This window comes from Paenibacillus sp. FSL W8-0426 (assembly GCF_037969725.1).
Classification (GTDB): domain Bacteria; phylum Bacillota; class Bacilli; order Paenibacillales; family Paenibacillaceae; genus Paenibacillus; species Paenibacillus hubeiensis.
Genome location: NZ_CP150203.1, coordinates 460681 through 477825, shown reverse-complemented (window position 1 = coordinate 477825; position 17145 = coordinate 460681). Strand labels below are relative to the sequence as shown.

Genomic DNA, 17145 nt, shown 5'->3' with positions numbered 1-17145 from the left:
ATCAGGCCATCATCATCTATTCTTTATCTTCCAATTATTCCGATACAGGAAATGCAAACGTCCCGTCTTCGTTCGGACCGAACGGAATCACTTTCTGCACGGCATCCAGGTTCAGCTCCCCGTATATATGCGGGAACAGTTCATTCAAGTCGTATAGGTCCTCATAAACCAATTCCGGCTTCAATGCTTTTTCGTCAATGCCCAGCAGCACCAGATCGGTACGCCCGGCATAATACTGCGATGCCACCCACGGAATCTGTTCTTTGGTGGAGCAATGGATAAATCCCTCTTTTTGCAAGCTTTCCGGTGCGTACACTTCTGCTTTCGACACCTCTTCCCACGCTGCGCGGGAAATAATGCTGTATATCATACTTGACCCTCCCCCCATGATTCGAAAATCGTTCGATGTCTTGCATCCGCTTTCGAATATTATAGATCATCCCGGATGCGTGCGTACAATTTCTGATCGGTGAACACGCCTTTAATCTTCAACTGTTTGCGCAGTAAACCTTCATACGACATGCCGAGTTTCTCCATCACCCGGGCCGAACCGATATTGCCCGCATTGCACCTGCCTGCCAATCTGTTGCAACCCAGCTCGCGAAAGCAATAGTTCACAACAGGCTGCATCGCTTCGGAGGCCACGCCCATATTCCAGTACCTGCTCGATATCGCGTATCCCAATTCGGCGCTCTGCATCGATTCGTTCATGTCGAATACGCCCCCGCGCCCAATCAGTTCCCCGGTGTCCTTCCAAATGAAGGCCCAAATGTACACAGTCTGCTGTTCATATTGATCCAGTACCCGCCGAATATATCCGACCGAATCATCTATGGTCTCATGACAGTTCCAGAGGCTGTGCTGGCTGACGAGCGGATCGGAGGCAAACGCAAAATATTCAGGCACATCCTCCAAGGTCAGACGTCTCAACCGCAAACGTTCTGTCTCGAATTCGGGCGATTCGGAAAATAATTTGTCGACATTCATGTTCATTTCCTCCTGACGAATCCGTTTCAAAAGAACCACTCTTGCCGCATCTCTTTCAACGCTCGGTTTCGGCCTTTAACACATATCGATCTACAAACCAAACTCCCAATATCCCCACGGCGTAACGCATGAGATCCATGACCAAAAAACCCCGGCCCAACACAAGTGCCCCTAGCGTCGTCGAACGAATTTCGTTCAACCACGGGACCTGGATGAGCTGCGAGCATTCGATGAACCAACTGAACAGCAATCCGGCAAAGGCTGACCATCCCTTGCTCCACGACGTGAATATTAGGCGGATTCCAAAATAAATCATAGCTGCCCATAAGGCATCCCCGGCATGTTCTCGCAGAAATGCGGGCAAAACCTCGCCTTAGGCCCTGGAGGCATACCCGGCAGACATCGCCAGCAATGTCACGGACAAATACAACAGTTCGCCTCTTAAACTACTGGCGCACCTCTGCTTATGCATTGTCATGATTGTATTTCAACCCGTATCATATGCGATTTCCCCCAGGCTTGAGTTCGATTCCACGATCGATGCATCTTTCATGTATCTTCCTCCCATCGTACAAAAGGATACAAAAAAAGGGCGTTGCCAGCGCCCTTCAACATTCCATTTTTTAACATTATACCACTAAAACCAGAACCAAGCTTGCTATTTTACCGTCACCGGAATCGTAAGTTTTTTGTTGTTCCATTTGACGACCACGGAAGCCTTGCCTTTGCCAACGGCCTGGATTTTGCCATTCGAAACCGTGACCACGCTTGGCTTATTGCTGCTCCATACCGCGTCACTCGTTACCAAGGCGGTCTTTCCTGTGTCATACTGGGCCATAACGCTCACCGTTGCTGTGCCCTGAGGAGACAAGACCAGCTTTTTGGTGCTGCTGATCAGCTTTTTGAGCAGAGGCACCACGGTCACTTCCGTTTTGACGGTCTGATTCTGGTACACACCCGTCAATGTGGCCTTGCCTTCTGTCAGCGTTTTGACCGTGCCATTTTTGACCGTGGCCACAGTGGGATTAGACGATGTCCAGGTCACTTGCTTCGACAAGTTCACCGTTTTGCCGTTCTCATAGGTACCGATGACCTTAAGAGCTTTGGACTTCTTGATGTTCATCTGGATGGCCGATGGCGTAACCTCCACCTTGGCGATGATATCGGTAATCGCTACAGGGACTTTGACCGTGGTTGAGCCGTATTTTCCTTGCAGCAGCACGCGTCCCGGTTCCACCCCTTTGATTTTCCCATTTTCCACGACGGCGGATGGCTTGGAAACTGTCCAGACGATTTGGGAAGTGACGTCCTCTTCTTTACCGCTCGTTCGCACGATCGTTACTTTGGGCAATGCGCTCTCCTTGCCTTTGACAAAATTATAAGAGCTCGGCGATGCCTTGATCTTTTTGATTTTCTCCTGTACCTGCACGGCAAACTGCGCTTTCTCGTTATCCACCTGGGCGACGATGGTCGCTTCTCCCGCACCTACGGCTTTGATCTTGCCTTTCGTTACGGTAGCGACTTTGGCATTGCTCGACGACCATGTCACGCCAGCCGTGACGTCCTGCTCGTTATCGAATCCTTCCACCACCGCCATCACTTTCAACGAGGCCGTTTCGGAAACGCTCATTTTATCCGTATTACTTACAATTTTAATGGATGTGATATCTCCTGCGGCCGCCATGGCCAGCGATGGAATCAGCGCAACGCACGCCACGATCAAGGCTAGGGTTGCCTTGAATCCTGCTCTTAAACCTTTCATGCCCATCTTCATCTCCCATAATCCAGTATTTTACTCCTATTATAGTATATCGGAAATGGTATGCCCAGAAATGAATACTATAACTGAAGAAATTCGGATAACAGGACCATTCGACATGTTTTGTTATTTTTCTGCTTCCGGCAGCTTCAGGTATTCCAATCCCCCCATATAGGGCCGAAGCGCTGCCGGAATGCGTATGCTCCCGTCCTCCAATTGGTGATTCTCCAAAAGCGGGATCAATATGCGCGGCGATGCCACTGCCGTATTGTTAAGGGTATGGCAATAGACCAGCTTGCCTTCTGCGTTACGACAACGGATGTTGGAGCGCCGGGCCTGGAAGTCGTGCAGGTTCGACGACGAATGCGTTTCTCCATAGGCCCCGCGGCTTGGCATCCATGTTTCGATGTCGTATTGTTTATAGGTTTTCTGCGACATATCCCCGATGCACACGGCAACCACGCGATACGGAAGCTCCAGCAGCTGCAGCAGTTCCTCCGCATGTCCGGTGATCTCCTGCAGCATTCGTTCCGATTCGTCCGCATCCGGCGCACAGATAATGACCTGTTCTACCTTGGAAAACTGGTGCACCCGATACAGTCCGCGCACATCCCTGCCGCCCGATCCAACCTCGCTGCGGAAACAGGTGGACATGGCGGCCAATCGGATCGGTTCCGCTACATCCACGACTTCATCCATATAATAAGAAACAAGCGGCACCTCCGAAGTCCCTACCAACCATTTGTTCTCGCCCTCAAGCTCATATACCTGATCCCGCCCTGTGGGGAAGAAGCCCGTGTTAACCAGCGCTTCCTCCCTCACCATCAGCGGCACTTCCATCGGCGTGAAGCCTTTCTTCAATAATAGGTCGAGGGCTAACTGTTGTACGGCCCGATGCAAAAGCAAACCTGCTGCTTTCAATACATAACTGCGAGTGCCGCCGATTTTTACGCCTCGGGCAATGTCGATCATGTCATGCATTTCACCCAGCTCAACATGATCCTTCGCATCGTAATCGAATTTCGTAATCTCACCGACACGCCGCACTTCAACGTTATCTTCATCCGATGCTCCTGCCGGCGTATCCGGCGACACCACGTTCGGCACCAGCCACTGCAGTCTCGTTACCTCCTCCTGCACGTCGGCAAGCTTGGTCTCATTCTGCTGGAGCTTGTCGTTAAGCTCCTTTACGCGTGTCCGCAGCTCTTCCGCCTGTGCCCGATCTCCCGTCTGCATCAGCTTGCCAATCTCAGCCGACCAGGCGTTCCGCAAGCGGCGCCCTTCCTCCGTTTCCTGCAAAAGCCTTCTTCTTTCCTCGTCCAGCGTGAGCAGCTCGCGAACCGAAACCTTGATTTTTTTGCCGTCCGCGGCCGCCTGAACCTCATCCGCATGCGCAAGAATCCATTTCATATCCAACATGTACACCGTCTCCTTTGGGCTATAAAAATGCAAAGAGCGCCCTCATCCCTTGGGACGAGGAGCGCTCTGCTCGCGGTGCCACCCAACTTGCCGGGACAGGTAATCCTGTGTCCAGCCTCTTGGTCCGCGATAACGGGCGGTTCCGGTTAACTTGGGGAATGGGTTCGCTCCCCTGGCGAAAACGCCTCCGAGTTGGATGCTCTTCAACGGCATAGTTCCGATCTGCAATTGTTGACAATGATTATATATGAAATGCTCCCCCATTCGCAAGAGCTTCATTCATTATGTTTTCAAACGACCATTGCCCAGGAAATAAGACAGATCGGTCAAGCGCTGACTTTGCTTCTGTCCACCACATTGCCAAATACAGCCCGAACGATCGGCCCCACCACCAGAAGCTGTGCCGGAAGTGCCAGCAAGAAGTTATGGCCGATCGCCGAACCATAGCTTCGCAGGATGGAACGACCTCCAAGTCCATTGGTGAGGTAGGATGTCATTACACCATAGAAAGACATGACCAACACCATGCCGACCACCATAAAAAACGAGAGCGTCAACACGGCCACCAATTTGTTCGACTTGTCGAACGGCAGGGAAAACGCTACTTTTTTCGCCACAGGACCTACCAATATCGATTCAACCGCAAAAGCGACCACAAAACAGATCACAAACTGCAGCAGAATCTCCATCAAAGACAATTTCCCGATCATTCCGCTGTTATACAGATTAAACAACAGCATGATCGTGACCATGCCGAAGCACATCATTAATCCGAACACCACTTGTTCTCTTTTCGTTGTTGGCAATGCACTCATCCTTTCTGTTCATTTGATCATTATAGTGATCACGTTATGCCCTTCATAAGTGAACAAATTGTGAACTTTTAAAATTTAAATCTTTATTTTTTACGTAAGCGCGTTCAATTGCCGCTCTAATTCCAACTTGACAGCTTGGGTTTTCACATCTATTCTATTTCTAAAATGCTAATGGCGAATTATCTGCCCCGGGAGGTATGTTCATATGGCTTTTCAAAAACGCGTCGACCACGTCGGAATCTCCGTTCGCGATCTGGAAACAACGCTCCGCTTCTATACCGAGATTGTCGGTCTGGAACTGAAGGGACGGTTGACTCACACCAACGGTGTCATTCAGCTGGCATTTCTCGGTTTTAACGGGAGCGACGAGACCGAGATCGAGCTGATTCAGGGGTATAGCGACAAGCTGCCATCCGAAGGAACGGTGCACCACTTTGCCATCCATGTGGAGGACATCGAAGCGGAATACCGACGCATTCAGGCAACGGATGCAGAGTTCATCGATGGGGAGATTGTAACCTTGCCGAACGGATATCGTTATTTCTTCATCTATGGACCTGAAAAAGAATGGATTGAATTTTTCCAACGGTAATCCCGGTCGTCCCTCCAATTCCTTACTGGACACAATCCGGACTCTTGCCTATAATTACTGTGATAGCAACGCCCGTAACTTCATAGCTTCCCAGGGGTGTCGGAATTGGCCGGCTGAGAGTGTATCCCATAAGATACTGACCCTTAGACCTGATCTGGATCATGCCAGCGTAGGAATCGGAGTATATTGACCAAGGCACAGCCCCAAGGCTGGTGGCCATTCTCTAACGCCTGCATGCGTCCCGAATAACGGGGCGCTTTTTTGTTAATATCAGAACGTGTGGACCGCGATGCAATTCCCCTGATATGGCATTCTTAATCAGATGTTGTGGACATGAAGCCAAGGAGTACCCGTGCCGATGGCCGGACAATATGAAGGAGAGAAAAAGAAATGAAATGGCGCAAAATGATGGGCCTGATGCTCCTGTGCATCACCCTCGTAACCGTTGCCGCATGCGGCGGCAAGGAAGCGGCACCTGCCGGCGAGAACGGCAGCAGCACGGAAAAGGCAAGCGAAGGCGGCAATGCCGCACTGAAAGACGTTAAGGTGGTGCTCGATTGGACGCCGAATACGAACCATACCGGCCTGTACGCTGCGGTGGATCAGGGCTTTTACAAAGCCGAGGGACTTAACGTCGAAATCGTGCAGCCTGGCGCAGGCGGAGCGGACACGATGGTAGCCTCGAACGAGGTCCCTTTTGGCGTCAGTTACCAGGAGAGCGTAACTCAAGCACGCACGCAAAACGTACCGCTCGTATCCATCGCCGCGGTCATTCAGCACAACACGTCCGGCTTTGCCGCTCCGGTGGACCGGAACATCAAATCGCCCAAAGACTTTGAAGGCAAATCGTATGGAGGCTGGGGCTCTCCGGTAGAAGAAGCCGTCATGCAATCGATTATGGAAGGCGAAGGCGCCGACGTCTCCAAGGTGAAAAACATCAATATGGGCGATGCCGATTTCTTCACTGCCGTGAAACGCGACATCGACTTTGCCTGGATCTTCTATGCGTGGACCGGGATTGAAGCCAAGCTGCGGAATGAACCGATCGACATGCTGTACGTCAAGGATTACTCCGAAGCGCTCGACTATTACACGCCTGTGCTCGTAACCAACGAAACGACGATTCAGAATGATCCGGAGCTGGTTAAAGCGTTCATGAAAGCGACATCCGAAGGATATCAATATGCGATCGATCACCCGGAGGAGGCTGCCAACATTTTGCTGAAGGCCGTTCCGGACCTCGACAAGGATTTAGTACTCGCCAGCCAGAAGTGGCTCAGCCCTAAATATCAGGACGATGCCGCACGTTGGGGCGAACAGAAACAGGAAGTTTGGCAAAATTACGCGGACTGGATGTTCAGCAAAAAACTGCTCGACCAGCAAGTCGACGTTTCCAAAGCGTATACGAACGAATTTTTACCACAATAACGAGAACTATATAACGAAATCGGAAGGAGCCGTGAATGGACATGGCCAGCACACTGCTTAGCATACAAGTGATTCCCAAAACGCCGAACGGCGAAAACTCTTATCCTTACGTCGATCGCGCGATCGAAGTCATTCAACAATCCGGCGTCAAATATCAAGTAAACCCGCTGGAAACGACCATGGAAGGCGAACTTGAGGAGCTGCTGCAGATCGTGCGCAAAATGCACGAAGCACTCGTGGAGGCCGGCAGCCCAAGCATCATTTCCCAGATCAAAATTGCCCATAGCCCTGACGGGTTCAGCATGGATGCCCTCACGGAGAAATATCGCTAATGAATTCATACTGGAAAAGCGTATGGCCGCCCTTCGTGGCGGTTATTCTCTTTATCGCGTTATGGCAGGGAGCCGTATCCCTGTTCCATATTGAAAAGTGGATGCTTCCCGCACCCTCGGACATCGCCCGCGAAGCGGCATCTCAAGCCGATCGCCTCGGCATGCATGCTTGGGCTACCATCCAGCTTACCCTGATCGGCTTCGCTGCCGGCACGGCCGTCGGATTGCTGATCGCGATGGTGCTGCATCTTATTCCTTTGCTCAAACAGGCGTTATACCCTTTGCTTATTTTAAGTCAAAACATACCCACCATCGCGCTGGCTCCGCTCCTGCTGATCTGGTTCGGCTTCGGGCTGCTGCCCAAGCTGATCACGATCGTTCTCGTCTGTTTCTTCCCGGTCGCCGTAGCGGCCATGGACGGGTTAACGCGCACGGATGCAGCCATGATGAATTACATGCGCATGGCCGGTGCATCGCGCCGCCACATCTTCTGGAAGCTGGAGCTGCCGCATGCGCTGCCCTCCATCTTCTCCGGCGTGAAGATTGCCGCCACGTACAGCGTTATGGGCGCCATCATCGCAGAATGGATCGGCGCCGACAAGGGCATCGGTTATTACATGATGCTGCAGAAGTCCGCTTACCGGACAGATCGATTATTCGTTGCCATCATGATCATCGTGGCGCTGAGCCTGCTGCTCTTCCTGCTCATTGCCTTGCTGGAGAAGCTGCTCGTTAAATGGCGGCCGCAGAAGCGCTAACCCGACATTGAACCAAGGAAGTGAATACGACATGAATCATACCGGTTCTCCGGCAACACCAGCGGCTGCCCCAGCTATGCAGGCAAGCGAAACGGGAGCGGCTCACTCTGACGGCACGGCACCGACATCGGCATCGGCAACGGCGCCTGCGCTCAACGTCAGGAACGTGCACGCCTCCTTCCGCGAGCGGCGAAGCAAGCTGCCGGTGCTTAACGATATTTCCCTGACTGTGGGGCAAGGCGAATTCGTGGCACTCGTCGGACCGTCCGGCTGCGGCAAAAGCACCCTTTTCCATATCATCGGCGGGCTGCTGAAGCCGCAGCAGGGAGAGATCTGGATGAACGGCGAGAACGTGACCGGCCAGCGCGGCAAGATCAGCTACATGCCGCAACAACCTGCGCTCTTCCCGTGGCGCACCATCGAAGAGAACGTGCTGCTTGCGGGCGAAGTGTCTCCATCGGCCCAGCCGCGGCATACCGCGCTTGCCGAAGCGCGCCAATGGCTGGAGAGCGTCGGCCTCGGCGGCTTCGAGCAGGCATATCCGCACATGCTGTCCGGCGGAATGCAGCAGCGCGCCGCGTTCCTGCGGGCGCTGCTCAGTCCCCAGGAGCTGATGCTGCTCGACGAGCCGTTCAGCGCGCTCGACGCCTTGACGCGCAGCGACATGCAGCGCTGGCTGCTCGACATATGGGAGCTGAACCGCCGCTCGGTGCTGCTCATCACCCATAATATCGAAGAAGCGCTGCTGCTCGCCGATCGCGTCTACGTGCTCTCGAATCGGCCCGCAACGGTGATGCACGAAGTCCATGTTCCTTTTGAGCGGCCCCGTCAAGAAACGATCGCCGATCTGCCGGCATTCCTGGAGCGCAAACGGCAAATCTCCGAGTGGATGAAGCAAGAACAAAAGAAGGCCCGCCTATCCTGAGATAGCGGGCTTAAATCATGCAGAAGGAGCGTCTCTCCATGAAAATGCCAACCCATGTCCCCTTCATCGATGCCCATCTTCATCTGGATCAATACACCCCGGCCGAACAGCAGGACATGCTTCGCTCCCTGCCTTCGCACCAGGTTGAAGCGGTCATCGCCGTCTCCATGCACCTTGCCTCCTCGCAGGCCACGATGGACCTGGCGGCCAGACATCCGCATGCCGTCTTTCCGGCCATCGGATTCCATCCGGAGCAGCCTCTACCTTCGCCGTCGGAAGCGGAGCAGCTGTTCGACTGGATCGAGCGCCGCATCGATCAGGCCGTTGCCATCGGCGAAGTAGGGCTTCCCTATTACAGCCGCCAGGAGGCGGAGCAAGCAGGGAAACCTTGGGACCAATCCGGCTACGTTTTGCTGCTCGAACGTTTCGTTCGGCTCGCCAAAAAGCACGACAAACCGATCGTGCTGCATGCCGTGTACGAAGATGCCGATGTGGCTTGCGACCTGCTGGAGCAGTACCAAGTAAACAAGGCTCACTTCCATTGGTTCAAAGGCTCGCCGGAAACGATTCGGCGAATGGCGGACAACGGATACTACGTCTCGTTCACGCCGGATATCGTATACGAAGAGGAGATTCAAGCACTGGCAAGGGTGTATCCTCCAGGACAGATCATGGCCGAGACGGACGGGCCCTGGCCGTTCGAGGGCCCTTTTGCAGGCAGGATGACGCATCCAGCCATGACAAGCCGCGTCGTTCAGGCGTGGTGCGAGATTACGGGAACGGAGCCGGAGGCGGCAGTACGCATTTTCTACGAAAATACGAAGCGCTTCTATCGTTTACCCTGAAAAAGGACCCCTAATTGGATCATCCAAGCCGCTAGAGCAGGTCATATATTCTACGCAATAGAAGCCAGTCCACGAGGACTGGCTTCTATAATTATGCGGATGCTATGTGCAGTGTCTTTGTTACATCTTATCCTCTATCCAAACAGGTTTCCTACTGAACGATATCTCACTCGCGTTCGCTGCCCGAATCTGCGCAACGAGCAACTTGCGGCAGTTTTTCACCGTTTTATAAACCCTTTGCCTTCAAGATATGTCTTCATTTGCAGCCTTGCCGGCTCCGTAAGGCGTTTCGCCATCATTTCGGACCATGTCGTCGAACGCTCGCCTTGGGTGCGCTCCTGCATATATGCTGCAAATGTTTCATCGTACTCTTTCATGCCTTGCAGCGTCTGTTCAGCCTGGTAGCGGCCATGGTGCAGCACCGCCTGCAGCGGCAGTCTTGGGCGAATGCCCGTATCTTGATCCGCTACGCCGATGCACATGCCATACACAGGGTATACGCCTTCAGGCAATCCCAGCAGTTCCGAAACTTCGCTGATCCGCGTACGAAGACCGCCGATATATACAATTCCGAATCCGAGCGACTCCGCCGCAAGCGCTGCGTTCTGGGAAGCAAGGGCCACGTCGATCGTCGCTACCATGAAATTTTCCATGCTATCTTCGAACGATTCTTTCTCCGGCGCATGTTGAACTGCGGCTTGCTTGAGACGATACAAATCCGCGCACCACACCAGGAAAACAGGGCATTGATCAATGTAAGCCTGGTTGCCCGCAAGCTCGGCCAGCTTCGCCTTCTGGTCTTTGTCGGTAACCGCAATAACCGTGTAAGCCTGCACATTGCTGGAGGTAGAAGCCATTTGACCCGCCGATACGATGGCGGCCAATTGTTCCTCGCTAACCGGATCAGGTTTGTATTTCCGCACGGAGCGGTGCTTCATCATCAATTCAATGGTTTCGTTGTTCATGCTCATTCACTCCCAATCCTCGTAATACAAACTCGACGGTCTGTTCGACTAGCTTTTCCGGATCGACATTCGGGTAGTCCAGCATAAATCGTGTGTTATGGGCTCTTTTGTGGGCAAGCGCCACGCTTAATACCTGAAGCATGCCATATGTGGCCGACTCGATGCGGAATACTCCCTGCTCCTTGCCTCTTTCCAACAATTCGGTCAGCTTGGTCCAGATCGGCTCCAGGAAACGAATGACGGAAGCGGCGCGGTTGGTCCGCAGCGCCATCTCCAATTGCACGATATCACTCATGTCCCGGTCCGACAGGGTGAACCTGACAATCTCGCCGATGACGAGACTTACCCCCTCGGCTGGTGACATGGACTGAATGATCTCATCCAAATCATCCGGAATACGGATCAGGAAATAACGTTCGAACAGCGCTTCAAACACTTTCTCTTTGCCGCCAAAATGATACGAAACGAGCGAAATATTCGCTCCCGCCTCGTCGCAGATCTGCCGCACGCTCGTCCCGTCATATCCCTGCTGGGCAAAGAGCTTCTTCGCTGCCACCAAAATCCTCGTTTTGATATCCAATTCCGGTTCCGTCATTCCGTTCTCTCCCCTTGTCCGTTCTATTCAAGCGCCCGGCACGCTCGGACTGCATGCCTGATCTCTACCTGTTATTATGAAAGTTTGTGTCAAAAAGTGCAAGGCATGTCATGTGCCGTTTCCGCAAAGCCAACACTCCAGAACAGGCGAACACCCCGATGAATTCCATCGGGGTGTTCGGTCGATCGCAGCGATGAGGGTATCTGCATCTGCGTCGCAAGCCTTCATTTTTCTTAACCGTTAACCGGTGCCGGGTTTGGCGCTACTGCAGGCATACGGCCTTTTTTGAGCAACGTCGCCAGCAAGGACAGCGCCACCGCAACGACCAGAATGATCGCAATCGTTCCTGCGGCCGCCTGTGCTCCGGGACCGCCGAGCTGAACGCTCAGAATGCCCTGTACCGCATATGTGGCTGGTAAATATTGTCCCAAACCGCTGTAGAACCCGTTCAGCAGTTCACGCGGCACCATCGCGCCGGAAGACACCAGCTGCAGGGACAGCGAGATAATGTTGAACACACTTCCTGCCGGTCCGAACAGGATCAGGAAAAATTGGGAGAAGAACATAAATGTGCACAGGAACAATGCCTGGAACATCCAGAACGCGATAAAGCCTTGTTCGAATTGTCCCCCGAGGGCCACGATCAGAGAGGAACCAACAAGGGATACAAGCAGCGCGGATCCGATGTTAATGATCACTCTTGCCCCGAACAGCGACAGGCGCGAATGCATCGCTGCCAGCATGCCCATGGCTCCTTGCACGTTCATTCCCATGATCATTGCTCCCACATAGGAAGCCAGCACCATCATCATCGGCACCATTTGGTTATTCATGCCGTTCACCTGATTGATGGATGTCGTTGTTCCCTCCACGCGGGAAGTCAACGAAGCGGCTGCCGAAGCCGCTTGGTCGGCAGGTGCGCCGGAAGCGGTCAATACCGCTTGAACGCCTTGTGCAGATGCCTGTTTGTTGATCGTGTTGGTCACGCTTTGGGAAACGCCTTGCATCATGCTTTTGATCGTAACCGGGTTTGCTTCGTTAAGCGTGTACTTGATCTGTGCCGTGGAGCCCGGCGTTTGAAGCACCTCGTTGAATCCGGCCGGGATGTCAAGCACCATGTGCACCTTATGATGCTCCAGTTGGTCCAGCGCCTCGGCGCTGCTCAGATTGGCCACGGTGTGGAAAGGAAGCGTTTGGGCCAAGCTGTCTGCAATCCCTTGGGATTGCGTGCCGTCCTCATTGACGATGGCTACCGTCAGTTCTTTCGTTCGATCATTGACGCCGGAGTAAGCCGTCATCCAGATCACGCTGAAAATGACTTGGAACATCAACGCCGTCACAATGCCGATAATGACTGGCGGTTTCTTTAAAAGAGCGCGTAAAGCTCGCAGCATAAAGTTTGTCCTCCATCGGATATTTAGTTTTACATTGATTTAAACAATCGTTTGAATCAAACAGTCGTTTAAAATTTTAAATGGAGTTGTCTGTATTGTCAACCCGGTTTTCTGAAAGATGCAGAAATACACACTAGCATTTTCATTAAAAAACGGAGATCAACTGTCTGGCATCTCAACCTTGCGAACAGATAAAAATGCACGGTCCGTCTTGGCGGGCCGTGCAAAGTGCTCACATCTATTTCAGGTTTCTGTATTCATCAAGCCAAAAGAACCACCGCGACGTTACCCGGCACGCCGCTGGAGCTTCATACGCTGCAAGCGCAACGCGTTCAGCACGACCGATACCGAACTGAATGCCATTGCTGCTCCGGCCAGCCAAGGAGCCAAGAAACCGGCCGCAGCGATCGGGATGCCCAGCACGTTGTACCCGAGCGCCCAGAACAAGTTCTGTTTAATGTTGCCCATCGTGCGGCGGCTCATCTCGATCGCGTCGGCGATGCTGTTCAGATCGCCGCGCATCAGCGTGATGTCGGCCGCTTCCATCGCTACATCCGTCCCCGTTCCGATCGCCATGCCGATATCGGCCGTAGCAAGCGCAGGCGCATCATTGATGCCATCGCCGACCATGGCGACCTTGCGGCCGCTTTCCTGCAGCTTCTTCACTTCCGCAGCCTTGCCCTCAGGCAGGACTTCGGCGAGAATGTGCTTGATGCCCGCTTGTGCCGCCACGGCGCGGGCGGTACGCTCGTTGTCGCCCGTAATCATAATGACATCAATCCCCATCGCATGCAGACGACCAACGGCCTCACGGGACGTTTCCTTGATCGTATCCGCAACGGCAACGATGCCTGCCCATTGACCGTCCACCGCGACAAGCATTGCCGTGCGCCCTTGCTCTTCAAGCTCGTGCATACGCTGCAGGGCCTGCTCCGGCACGTTCACCTGAGCATCGGCAAGCAAACGGCGGGTCCCCACCAGCACCTGCCGGCCACCTGCCACTGCATGTATACCGTATCCGGGTATGTTTTCAAATTGTTCCGCTTGTCCAGGTTCCAAGCCCTTGCCCCGGATTCCTTCTACAATGGCTTCCGCCAAAGGATGCTCGGATCCTTGCTCCGCGGCGCCTACCATTTCCAACAGCTCGGGCTCGTGCCAGTCCCCGGCAGCAACCACGTCCGTCAGCACCGGTTTACCCTCGGTAACCGTGCCCGTTTTGTCCAGCACGACCGTTTGAATCTGCTGCGCGGTTTCCAGGTATTCGCCTCCCTTAAACAGGATGCCGAACTCCGCTGCCCGTCCCGAACCGGCCATGACGGACGTCGGCGTGGCAAGCCCCAGGGCGCATGGGCACGCAATGACCAGAACAGCAATGGCTTTTTCCAGCGAACCCGCAAAATCTCCGGGACTGACGAAGAAATACCAAATCAGCAGCGTCAACGCCGCAATGCCGACAACGATCGGCACGAATATGCCTGATATTACGTCCGCAATGCGTTGGATCGGCGCTTTGGAGCCTTGTGCCTGCTCAACGACTTTGATGATTTGCGAGAGTGCCGTATCCGATCCGACCCGGGTGGCCCGCAGCCGCAAAACGCCATTTTTGTTCAGCGTGGCACCCGTAACCGGATCGCCCGGTTGTTTGTCGACCGGCAAGCTCTCCCCGCTCAGCATGGACTCGTCGACCGACGAACGTCCCTCTTCCACCACGCCGTCGACCGGGATGCTGTCGCCCGGCTTGACGATCACCAGATCGCCAACGGCTACATAAGCGGAGGGGATGACAACTTCCTTGCCGTCGCGAATCACCCGCGCCTCGCGCGGAGCAAGCTCGATCAGGCTTTTAATGGCCTGAGAGGAACGCCCTTTGGCGACCGCTTCAAACCATTTGCCAAGCAAAATTAACGTAATCAGAACGGCGCTCGTCTCATAATACAGTTCAACGGAAGGGACGGAGACTGCCGTACCCATCCCCATTCCGCCATGTTCCATAGCTGGCTGTGTCCCGTATGCGCTGCTTAGGGTCAGATATAAACTGTAGAAAAAAGCTGCGCTCGTTCCCAGTGCAACAAGCACGTCCATATTTGCGCTGCCGTTTCGCAATGCTTTGTACGCTCCGACATAGAACTGCCAGCCAATAACGAATTGCACCGGTGCTGCCAGCAGCAGCTGGAACCAAGGGTTCATGAACAAATCGGGCACCCAGATCCAGGACGTGAAAGAGAAGTGACCGACCATCGCCCAGAGCAAAGGAATGGACAGCAGGGCAGAAACGATCCACTTCCATTTTTTGCGCTGCAATTCGCGTTCGCGGACAGACTGATGTTCTTGCTCGCCCTGCTGCACTTCAGCGCCATAACCGAGGTGTTTGATCTTGGCCATGATGTCGGACGGCTTCAACGTGCCGGCGGCATATTCCACATGCGCCGTCTCCAGCGCAAGATTGACGTTTGCCCGCGATACGCCGGGCAAGCGGGACAATCCTTTCTCGATGCGGGTCGAACAAGCGGCACAGGTCATGCCCGTGATGTTCAGGTCCAGCGATTCCGATGCGGTGCCGTAACCCAGTGCCTCCACCTTGTCGCGCAAGCTGGAGACGTTCACCATTTTCGGATCATACGAAATCGTTGCTTGCTCCGTGGCCAAATTCACGTTGGCCTGATTCACGCCCTCCATGCGGGACAATCCCTTTTCGATCCGGCTCGAACAGGCCGCGCAAGTCATGCCGGTAATCTGCAGCGTGGTCTGTACTCCAACCGGAGACGTCAACGCATTCGAATCTTGATCGCTTGCCGTTGTCGATGATTTAACCATAACACAGTCTCCTTTCCCTATTCCGAAAATACCCCTAAGGGGTATAAAACAAGCCGAAATCCGGGCTTAAACGCCCGCTTCCGACTCTCTTAAGAGAAGCTGCGCTTAAACCCAATACGATCGCTCATTGCTTATCTTAGGCTACGTCATAACCTTGATCTTCAATCGCTGCCTTAATTTGTTCCACGCTCACGCTTTGCTCATCGTACTCCACGGCAACCGTTCCCGCTGCCAGATCGACCTGGGCTTTCGCTCCTACACTTTTAACGGCTTCCTCTACGGATTTGACGCAATGGTTGCAAGACATGCCTGCAACGTTCAATGTGATGTTGGACATCGTTCATTCCTCCTTCGTATATATTCATCATTTCATGAGCTTTCTGACCGTAACAAGCAATTCGTCTACAACCTCATGCTCTCCGGCCTGAATGCGTTCGACGATGCAGCTCTTCATATGCCCTTCCAACAGCAGCTTGCCGACCGAGCTCAATGCGGATTGCGCTGCAGCGATTTGCGTAAGCACATCGTCGCAATACGTATCCTTCTCAATCAGCCCTTTGATCCCGCGAATCTGCCCCTCCACGCGGTTCAAGCGGGAAATGAGATTGCTCTTCATCTCCTGGGAATGATGGCTCTTGCGAACCGGTTTCCCGTCAGGTCCCGGCGTATGACAGGCATTTGCCTGCGTTTCCGGCAGCGAACCTTCTTGCCCCGCTGCGGTTACCGCCGTTTCCATCTCTTCATGGGGATGGCTCTGATGTTCCATCATGAACACCCCTTTTCAAATGATTTCTGAATCCAGAATAACATACCCCATAGGGGTATTCAAGCCCTATTTCTTCTCGCCATCAATTGTTCATCATTTCTTCATGAGGGGCTTACGCTCGCAAAATATATTCCATTCTGCTGCTGCGGACGGCGAAACCAAGTTTCTCGTAAAAAGCCTGCGCTCCCTCGTTGAACGACGATACCGTCAACTCCACGCTGTCTGCCTGAAGCTCCTTGCCCAGTTCGATCAGTTCCGTCATGATTCGCTGCCCGACGCCTTTTCCCTGCCACTTTCGATCCACGACAACTTCGTTGATATACAGCATATCCCTGTCAAGCAGCACATTCAGGTTCCGGATCTGCTGCCATTGGGCGCTTGCAAATCCGACAATCTTCCCCGCTTCCAGATCCTCTGCAACGAAAAGGTATCGGTTATCCGTTTCAAGCCATTCCTCATATTCGGCCCCCTCCAATCGGGGCTTAATCGCCCGATAGATATCCGGTCTCCCTTGCACGTGTTGTTCATGCAACTCATCCATTAACGCGGAAATGCCGATATAATCTTTAACCCTGGCACGTCGAATCAAGAGCTTGTCCATAAAGTAATGCCACCTCGCCACTTGTTTCCATGATTATACATTACCGGTTGGCAAGGTGCCCAGACGTGCCATAACACCATAACAAGTTCACCTTCTGATGAAATGGTCCAAAAAATCGACACTTACCTATTCCAAACCTGCATTTTTTGT

19 protein-coding genes and 1 riboswitch are annotated in these 17145 nt (G+C 53.4%); of the genes, 6 read left to right on the top strand and 13 right to left on the bottom strand.

What is annotated here, in order from left to right:
- Positions 1-34 precede the first annotated feature (34 nt).
- From MKY59_RS02280 to MKY59_RS02255, 6 genes are all read right to left on the bottom strand, one after another.
- Entirely contained in the window at positions 35-370 is a 336-nt protein-coding gene (locus tag MKY59_RS02280; protein WP_236417639.1) for a DUF952 domain-containing protein, read from the bottom strand.
- Between the two features lie 59 nt (positions 371-429).
- The gene (locus MKY59_RS02275) at positions 430-987 is read right to left on the bottom strand and encodes a GNAT family N-acetyltransferase (RefSeq protein WP_339275771.1); all 558 of its coding nucleotides are present in this window, start codon (positions 985-987) and stop codon (positions 430-432) included.
- Between the two features lie 55 nt (positions 988-1042).
- Positions 1043-1351 (bottom strand): DUF2809 domain-containing protein, encoded by a 309-nt coding sequence (locus MKY59_RS02270; protein ID WP_339275769.1) that lies wholly within the window; start codon positions 1349-1351, stop codon positions 1043-1045.
- A 294-nt stretch (positions 1352-1645) separates the two neighbouring features.
- The gene (locus tag MKY59_RS02265; RefSeq protein ID WP_339275768.1) at positions 1646-2749 is read right to left on the bottom strand and encodes an Ig-like domain-containing protein; all 1104 of its coding nucleotides are present in this window, start codon (positions 2747-2749) and stop codon (positions 1646-1648) included.
- 123 nt (positions 2750-2872) lie between these two features.
- Positions 2873-4165 (bottom strand): serine--tRNA ligase, encoded by a 1293-nt coding sequence (gene serS / locus MKY59_RS02260; protein ID WP_339275767.1) that lies wholly within the window; start codon positions 4163-4165, stop codon positions 2873-2875.
- 326 nt (positions 4166-4491) lie between these two features.
- A complete protein-coding gene (locus MKY59_RS02255) occupies positions 4492-4971 on the bottom strand; it encodes a hypothetical protein (protein WP_339275766.1) in 480 nt (159 codons plus the stop codon).
- Between the two features lie 214 nt (positions 4972-5185).
- Here MKY59_RS02255 and MKY59_RS02250 point away from each other — a divergent pair, with 214 nt between their 5' ends.
- The 6 genes from MKY59_RS02250 (at position 5186) to MKY59_RS02225 (ending at position 9860) form a co-directional block, all read left to right on the top strand.
- Positions 5186-5572 carry a VOC family protein gene (locus MKY59_RS02250; protein WP_236417652.1) on the top strand — a complete coding sequence of 129 codons (387 nt, stop codon included), beginning with the start codon at positions 5186-5188 and terminating at the stop codon, positions 5570-5572.
- 82 nt (positions 5573-5654) lie between these two features.
- Positions 5655-5766, top strand: a riboswitch (TPP riboswitch).
- 196 nt (positions 5767-5962) lie between these two features.
- Complete coding sequence (locus MKY59_RS02245; protein ID WP_339275765.1) at positions 5963-7000, top strand: ABC transporter substrate-binding protein; 1038 nt, start codon at positions 5963-5965, stop codon at positions 6998-7000.
- Between the two features lie 41 nt (positions 7001-7041).
- A complete protein-coding gene (locus tag MKY59_RS02240) occupies positions 7042-7332 on the top strand; it encodes an MTH1187 family thiamine-binding protein (RefSeq protein ID WP_236417656.1) in 291 nt (96 codons plus the stop codon).
- Positions 7332-8090 carry an ABC transporter permease gene (locus MKY59_RS02235; RefSeq protein ID WP_236417657.1) on the top strand — a complete coding sequence of 253 codons (759 nt, stop codon included), beginning with the start codon at positions 7332-7334 and terminating at the stop codon, positions 8088-8090. The genes MKY59_RS02240 and MKY59_RS02235 overlap by 1 nt, the downstream gene beginning before the upstream one ends.
- Positions 8041-9015, top strand: coding sequence for an ABC transporter ATP-binding protein (locus tag MKY59_RS02230; protein ID WP_339275763.1), 975 nt, complete (start codon positions 8041-8043; stop codon positions 9013-9015). Before MKY59_RS02235 ends, MKY59_RS02230 begins: the two co-directional genes overlap by 50 nt.
- A 38-nt stretch (positions 9016-9053) precedes the next feature.
- Entirely contained in the window at positions 9054-9860 is an 807-nt protein-coding gene (locus MKY59_RS02225) for a TatD family hydrolase (RefSeq protein WP_339275762.1), read from the top strand.
- 218 nt (positions 9861-10078) lie between these two features.
- On the opposite strand, the gene nfsA is transcribed toward MKY59_RS02225, so the two are convergent.
- From nfsA to MKY59_RS02190, 7 genes are all read right to left on the bottom strand, one after another.
- Positions 10079-10825 (bottom strand): oxygen-insensitive NADPH nitroreductase, encoded by a 747-nt coding sequence (gene nfsA, locus MKY59_RS02220; RefSeq protein ID WP_236417660.1) that lies wholly within the window; start codon positions 10823-10825, stop codon positions 10079-10081.
- Positions 10806-11420 (bottom strand): TetR family transcriptional regulator, encoded by a 615-nt coding sequence (locus MKY59_RS02215; protein ID WP_236417662.1) that lies wholly within the window; start codon positions 11418-11420, stop codon positions 10806-10808. The genes nfsA and MKY59_RS02215 overlap by 20 nt, the downstream gene beginning before the upstream one ends.
- A 233-nt stretch (positions 11421-11653) precedes the next feature.
- A complete protein-coding gene (locus MKY59_RS02210) occupies positions 11654-12814 on the bottom strand; it encodes an ABC transporter permease (protein ID WP_236417664.1) in 1161 nt (386 codons plus the stop codon).
- A 285-nt stretch (positions 12815-13099) separates the two neighbouring features.
- Positions 13100-15628 (bottom strand): heavy metal translocating P-type ATPase, encoded by a 2529-nt coding sequence (locus tag MKY59_RS02205; RefSeq protein ID WP_339275759.1) that lies wholly within the window; start codon positions 15626-15628, stop codon positions 13100-13102.
- 136 nt (positions 15629-15764) lie between these two features.
- On the bottom strand, positions 15765-15965 hold the full coding sequence (locus tag MKY59_RS02200; protein WP_339275757.1) for a copper ion binding protein: 201 nt from the start codon (positions 15963-15965) through the stop codon (positions 15765-15767).
- Between the two features lie 27 nt (positions 15966-15992).
- The gene (locus tag MKY59_RS02195; RefSeq protein ID WP_339278307.1) at positions 15993-16394 is read right to left on the bottom strand and encodes a metal-sensitive transcriptional regulator; all 402 of its coding nucleotides are present in this window, start codon (positions 16392-16394) and stop codon (positions 15993-15995) included.
- Positions 16395-16506: 112 nt separating this feature from the next.
- Positions 16507-16995 carry a GNAT family N-acetyltransferase gene (locus tag MKY59_RS02190; RefSeq protein ID WP_339275756.1) on the bottom strand — a complete coding sequence of 163 codons (489 nt, stop codon included), beginning with the start codon at positions 16993-16995 and terminating at the stop codon, positions 16507-16509.
- Positions 16996-17145 lie beyond the last annotated feature (150 nt).